This window comes from Aminobacter sp. P4_H6_2, from assembly GCF_056400805.1.
The window spans coordinates 1-6,209 of record NZ_JBFUKO010000323.1 but is presented as its reverse complement, the minus strand read 5'-3'; the positions used below and the strand labels follow the sequence as shown (position 1 = coordinate 6,209).

The window sequence follows — 6,209 nt, the reverse complement described above, 5'->3', positions numbered from 1 at the left end:
GCCGTAGATGATGCCGAAATTGATCGCCTTGGCGCGCCGGCGCACTTCCGAAGGCATGCCTGCGACCGGCACCGTAAACATCTCGGACGCGGTCATGGCATGGATGTCGACGCCGTCCGCGAAGGCCTGCTTGAGCTGGCCGATGTCGGCGACATGGGCAAGCACGCGCAGCTCGATCTGGCTGTAGTCGGCCGAGATCAGCTTGTTGCCTTTGTCGGCGATGAAGGCGGTCCTGATCTTGCGCCCTTCGGTGGTGCGGATCGGGATGTTTTGCAGGTTCGGGTCCGACGACGACAGCCGGCCCGTGGTGGTGGCGGCGAGCGCGTAGGAGGTGTGGACGCGCTTGGTCTCGGGATTGATGAAGCCAGGCAGGGCGTCGGTGTATGTCGATTTCAGCTTGGTCAGCTGTCGCCAGTCGACGATCTTGCGCGGCAGCTCGTGGCCTTCGGCGGCGAGGTCTTCGAGCACCTGGGCAGAGGTCGACCATTGGCCAGTCTTGGTCTTGGTGCCGCCCGGCAGGCCCATGCGGCCAAACAGGATGTCGCCGAGCTGCTTGGGCGAACCGATGTTGAAGCGCTCGCCAGCGAGATTGTTGATTTCGTCTTCCAGACGGGCAGCACCCTGAGCGAGTTCGCCCGACAGGCGCGACAGGATTTGGCGGTCGACCGAGATGCCGCGCTGTTCCATCCGTGCCAGCACTGGCACCAGCGGACGTTCCAGCCGTTCGTAGACCGACGCAAGACCCTTGGCGGCCAGGCGCGGCTTGAGCACGCGCCACAGGCGCAGCGTCACGTCGGCGTCCTCGGCGGCGTAGGCGGTGGCCTTGTCGATGTCGACCTGGTCGAAGCCGACGAAGCTCTTGCCGGAACCGGCGACGGTCTTGAAGGCAATCGGCGTGTGGCCAAGCCATTTTTCCGACAGCGGGTCCATGCCGTGGCCACCATTGGTGCCGCCGTCGAGCACATAAGATAGCAGCATCGTGTCGTCGAACGACCTGATGTCGATGCCGTAGCGGTTCATCACCACGAGATCGTATTTCAGGTTCTGCGCGATCTTCAGCACGGAAGCATCTTCGAGCAGCGGCTTGAACACGGCGATGGCGTCGCGCACTGGAATCTGGTTTTCGACCAGCCCGCCGCCCAGAAGATCGCCGCGCCCGCTCTTGTGGGCAAGCGGCACATAGGCAGCGCGGCCGGGTGCTGTAGCAAGCGAAAAACCGACCAGTTCGGCCTGCATCGGGTCGAGCGAATTGGTCTCGGTATCGAAGGCCATGATTCCGGCTTCAGTGGCTTCGGCCACCCAGGCCTTCAGCGTCGCGAGGTCACGGATGGTGACATAGGTGGCGTGGTCGAACTTTTCCGCCGCTGCCGCTGCCGCCAGCTTGTTGGCGAGGGCTGTGGGGGTGTCCAGTCCGCTGCTGCCGCTATCGGCGGGTGAGGGGGCGGCGTTGCCGCCGTTCGCATCTGCTGCAGGAACTGCTGCACTGGAGGTCGCGGGCGCTGCTCCCGAGCCGACATCCGGCCCGTGCGCATCGGCGCCCCATTGCACGGTGACAGGCGCGGGCTCGATCTCGCCGGCCTCGGTGCCGGTGGCTTCGGCCACGCGCCTGGTCAGCGAGGTGAATTCCATCGTCTTGAGGAAGCCGATCAGCCTTGGCCCGTTGGGCGGCTGCAGCACGAAGTCTTCGAGCGCATCGGTCACCGGCACGTCGAGCTTGAGCCGAACCAGTTCACGCGAAATGCGCGCCTTTTCGGCATTGTCGATGATCGATTGGCGCCTTTTGTCCTGCTTGATCTCGGAGGCGCGGGCAAGCAGTGTGTCGAGGTCGCCGAACTGCTCGAGCAGCTGTGCTGCGGTCTTAGGCCCAATGCCGGGCACGCCCGGCACGTTGTCGACGGAGTCGCCGGTCAGCGCCTGAAGATCGATCATCTTTTCGGGCGGCACGCCCCACTTTTCGATGACCTCGGGGATGTTGATCTGGCGATCCTTCATTGGATCGTACATCGACACCGTGGGGCCGACGAGTTGCATCAGATCCTTGTCGGACGAAACGATGGTGGTGTCGCCGCCGGCCTCGCAGGCAAGCCGCGCATAGGTTGCGATCAGATCGTCGGCTTCGAAACCTTCCATCTCGATGCAGGGCAGCTCGAAGGCCTTGGTCGCCTGGCGGATCAGGCCGAATTGCGGGATCAGATCCTCAGGTGGTGCCGAGCGGTTGGCCTTGTATTCGGGGTACAGCTCGTTGCGGAAGGTCTTCGAAGAATAGTCGAAGATGACGGCGAAATGGGTCGGCACGACACCGGCATCGGTGTTGCGCGCATCGAGCATCAGCTTCCACAGCATGTTGCAGAAACCCGAGACCGCGCCGACCGGCAGGCCGTCGGATTTGCGGGTCAGCGGCGGCAGCGCGTGATAGGCGCGGAAGATGTAGCCGGAGCCGTCGACAAGGAAGAGATGATCGCCTTTTTTCATGGCGATACGGGTAGCTTGGCGCAGCGCGGCTGTCCATCGTCAAGCTGGCCTTGCCGCCGTCTACTGACAAGTCGTTGACGGGTAGCTGGCGCCTGCATGTCGAGGTCAGGCCATCGACAACATCCAAGCGCCGCAAAAGAGGACCTTCCTTTCAGAGTGGCGCGAACCGCTTGGAAACGGTCTCGGCTCCTTCGCGATAGTCGGTGAAGCCGATCCCCTGATAAAATGCCTGGCCGCCGGTGTTTTCCTTGCGAATGGTGGCGTCGATGAAGCTGACGCCGGCCTTTTTCGCGGCTTCCACCGTGTTGGCGAACAATGCCCGTCCAGCGCCTCTCTTGTGCGCGTGCKGATCGACGAAGGTAGCGACTATGCCCCAGTCGGCCGGCAGCCGATCGCCCGGCCAGTCCGGGTCGGACCATTCGAGCGACTGGAACCCCAACAGCTGCTCGCCATCCAATGCCACGAAGCAGCTGATTCCGAGTTTCGGCGAGATGAAGTAGTTGATAATGCGCTGCTCATCGAACGGTTCGCGGTGCGCCGTCGTTCCTCCGATCTCGATGATTTCGTTCAGGATTCGCGCCATCGCGCTTGCGTCTTGCGGCTGCGCGGGTCGGGTATGCAATGCCATGGATTGCTCATTCCAAATTTGATTTGCCAGATTTGCTTGAGAATAGGCGGGCCACACCCGTTCTGCCAATGTGGGATTTCGGAGATCGAAATGCTGACGTCGATCGTCTTCTCAAGGTAGCGAGTGTCAGGCGGCAGGCTCGCCGCCTCGCCGGGCCAGCCGCTCGGAGCCCAGGATCGACCGCATCGTTTCCATCGAGTTCGCTGGTCCAGTTACGGCTTTTGTCCGGCTCAACTGCGCCATTGAGCCGAAGCTCTTCACCGATTTGCTTACCCTGGTGAAACTCGAAGGCCGCTGGCAGATCATGTCGAAGATTTTTCACTTCGATCTGCAATCGAACTGACTGACATGAAACGCGAGCACAAGAATGCCTTACATCAATATCAAGATCAGCCGTGAAGGCGTCAAGCCTGAGAAGAAGGTGGTTCTGATCAAGGGCACCACTGATCTTTTGGTCGATGTCCTCGGCAAGAAGCCGACCCCAATATTTGTGGTTGTTAATGAAGTCGATCTGCAGGATTTTGGTGTTGGCGGAATGCCATTGAACGAATAGAGCTGCAAGCAGGCCAAGGGCTGAGACCGTGCTAAGGGGTCAATCACGGTCATGTTACAAAAGTGTAATCTCCGTGCCCTTGAATCGCCACGTTCAAAGGAACAAATAGTGGGCATCGGCAGTTTTTGCCGAAGTCCGGTCTCAGGCCCGTCCCCCGCCTATCCGGACCCTGCGGCAGCCTCATCCCCCTCTCCGGGCTGCCGCACCGTTTAAAGAATGTGCCGCCGTGGCTACCCCTCCACCACGGCGGCACTTTTTTATTTCCAACACAGCAAAGCATCTCCCATCGGTCGCTGGCCCAATGTTGCTGGCTTTTCGTTTTCGTGTTCGGTCACTAGGTTGCGGCGCAGAAGAATCGAAAGGCACCCACATGACCGCGCTAGCGCCCGTTCTCGACCGTCTCGATAAAAACCTCGATCAGTCCCTGGAGCGCCTTTTCGGCCTGCTTCGCATCAAGTCGATTTCCACCGATCCGGCTTTTGCAGGCGATTGCCGCAAAGCCGCCGAATGGCTGGTCGCCGATCTCAAGACCATCGGTTTCGACGCCAGCGTCCGCGACACGCCAGGCCACCCGATGGTGGTTGCCCATCATGACGGCCCCGCCGGCTCGCCGCACGTGCTGTTTTACGGTCACTACGACGTCCAGCCGGTCGACCCGCTGGAGCTGTGGGAGAGCGATCCGTTCGATCCCAAGATCAAGGAAATCGCGCCTGGCCTCAAGGTCATCACCGGCCGTGGCTCGTCCGACGACAAGGGCCAGCTGATGCTGTTCGTCGAGGCCTGCCGCGCTTGGAAAGAGGTGCATGGCGGCCTGCCGTGCAAGATCACGCTGTTGTTCGAAGGCGAAGAAGAGTCCGGCTCGCCGTCGCTCAAGCCGTTCCTCGATGCCAATGCCGAAGAGCTCAAGGCCGATTTCGCCATGGTCTGCGACACCGGCATGTGGGACCGCGATACACCCGCGATCTCGATTGCACTGCGCGGACTGGTCGGCGAGGAGATCACAGTTCACGCCGCCGACCGCGACCTGCATTCGGGCGAATATGGCGGTGCCGCCGCCAACCCGGTGCGCATCCTCGCCAAGGTGCTCGCCGACATCCACGACGACACCGGCCATGTCACCATTCCCGGCTTCTATGACGGTGTCGAAGAAACCCCGTCCCAGATATTGAAGTCTTGGGAAACGCTGGGTGAGACGGCCGAGAAATTCCTCGGCGAGGTCGGCCTGTCGATTCCCTCGGGCGAAAAGGGACGTTCGGTGCTCGAACTGGTCTGGGCGCGGCCGACAGCCGAATTCAACGGCATCATCGGTGGCTACACCGGCAAGGGCTTCAAGACGGTGATCGCGGCGGAAGCCTCGGCGAAAGTGTCGTTCCGCCTCGTCCACAAGCAGGATCCCGAGAAGGTCCGGACCGCCTTCCGCGATTTCGTCAAGGCGCGCATTCCCGCCGATTGCAGTGTCGAGTTCCACGAGCATGGCGGCTCGCCGGCGATCCAGCTGTCTTACGACTCGCCCTTCCTGGGCAAGGCCAAGGAAGCGCTGTCGGATGAGTGGTCGAAGCAGACGGTGATGATTGCCATGGGCGGCTCGATCCCGATCGTCGGTGACTTCCAGACCTATCTCGGCATGGAATCGCTGCTGGTCGGCTTCGCCCTGCCCGACGACCGCATCCATTCGCCCAACGAGAAGTACGACCTGAACTCGTTCCACAAGGGCCAGCGCTCCTGGGCCCGTATTCTTGAGGCGCTGACCCGTTCGTGACCCCCTAAGATCAACTTTCTGTTGATTTTTCATCCGATCGCGGCGAGGACGAGCCAAGCCGCGATCGGAGAAAACAATGACCATCCGCTTTCACAAGAACGACCTGCCGCACCTCGACCACTACAATGTCGATGCGGTCGCCATCGATACCGAAACGCTGGGGCTGAACCCGCATCGCGACCGCCTCTGCGTCGTGCAGATTTCRCCGGGCGACGGCACTGCCGACGTGATCCAGATCGCGCCAGGGCAGAAGAAGGCACCGAACCTCGTTGCCCTGCTCAAGGATCGCAAGATCACGAAGCTGTTTCATTTCGGCCGCTTCGACATTGCCGTGCTCTACAATGCCTTCGGCGTCATGGCCGAGCCGGTGTTCTGCACCAAGATCGCCTCGCGCCTTTGCCGCACCTACACCGACCGCCACGGCCTCAAGGACATCTGCAACGAGCTTCTGGGTGTCAGCCTGTCGAAGCAGCAGCAGTCGTCGGACTGGGCGGCCGAGACGCTTTCGCCCGAGCAGCTCGAATATGCCGCTTCCGACGTCCTTTACCTGCATCGCCTGCGCGACGTTCTGGCTGGCCGGCTTGAACGCGACGGACGCGCCAAGGAGGCCGAGGCCTGCTTCCGCTTCCTTCCCACCCGCGCCAAGCTCGACCTGATGGGCTGGGACGAAGAAGACATCTTCGCCCACAGCTGAAATCTATCAACCTATTGAAATTGTGTATTTTCCATCCCGAAAACCGACATCGGTTTTCGGGATGACGGGCTTTGGGCACGCCTTTTTTGGGAACGAACTGGGC

The 6,209-nt window shown here is 61.3% G+C and carries 5 protein-coding genes and 1 pseudogene; 4 read left to right on the top strand and 2 right to left on the bottom strand.

The window, feature by feature from the left end:
• A partial coding sequence (gene polA, locus AC1DUU_RS20500) for a DNA polymerase I (RefSeq protein WP_476785237.1) occupies nt 1-2,472 on the bottom strand: 2,472 nt, incomplete at its 3' end.
• A 151-nt stretch (nt 2,473-2,623) separates the two neighbouring features.
• Complete coding sequence (locus AC1DUU_RS20495) at nt 2,624-3,100, bottom strand: N-acetyltransferase family protein (RefSeq protein ID WP_476785236.1); 477 nt, start codon at nt 3,098-3,100, stop codon at nt 2,624-2,626.
• Between the two features lie 160 nt (nt 3,101-3,260).
• Here AC1DUU_RS20495 and AC1DUU_RS20490 point away from each other — a divergent pair.
• The 4 genes and pseudogenes from AC1DUU_RS20490 to AC1DUU_RS20475 form a co-directional block, all read left to right on the top strand.
• Nucleotides 3,261-3,443: pseudogene (locus AC1DUU_RS20490) on the top strand (nuclear transport factor 2 family protein); the annotation flags it as partial.
• 24 nt (nt 3,444-3,467) lie between these two features.
• Nucleotides 3,468-3,653, top strand: coding sequence for a tautomerase family protein (locus AC1DUU_RS20485; protein WP_476785235.1), 186 nt, complete (start codon nt 3,468-3,470; stop codon nt 3,651-3,653).
• A gap of 370 nt (nt 3,654-4,023) precedes the next feature.
• Entirely contained in the window at nt 4,024-5,412 is a 1,389-nt protein-coding gene (locus AC1DUU_RS20480; RefSeq protein ID WP_476785234.1) for a M20/M25/M40 family metallo-hydrolase, read from the top strand.
• A gap of 76 nt (nt 5,413-5,488) precedes the next feature.
• Nucleotides 5,489-6,106: a ribonuclease D gene (locus AC1DUU_RS20475; RefSeq protein WP_476785233.1), complete on the top strand. Its 618-nt coding sequence runs from the start codon at nt 5,489-5,491 to the stop codon at nt 6,104-6,106.
• Nucleotides 6,107-6,209 lie beyond the last annotated feature (103 nt).

Coding starts and splice junctions, on each gene's coding strand:
- AC1DUU_RS20485 (WP_476785235.1), top strand. CDS start 3,468: ATGCCTTACATCAATATCAAGATCAGCCGTGAAGGCGTCAAGCCTGAG.
- AC1DUU_RS20480 (WP_476785234.1), top strand. CDS start 4,024: ATGACCGCGCTAGCGCCCGTTCTCGACCGTCTCGATAAAAACCTCGAT.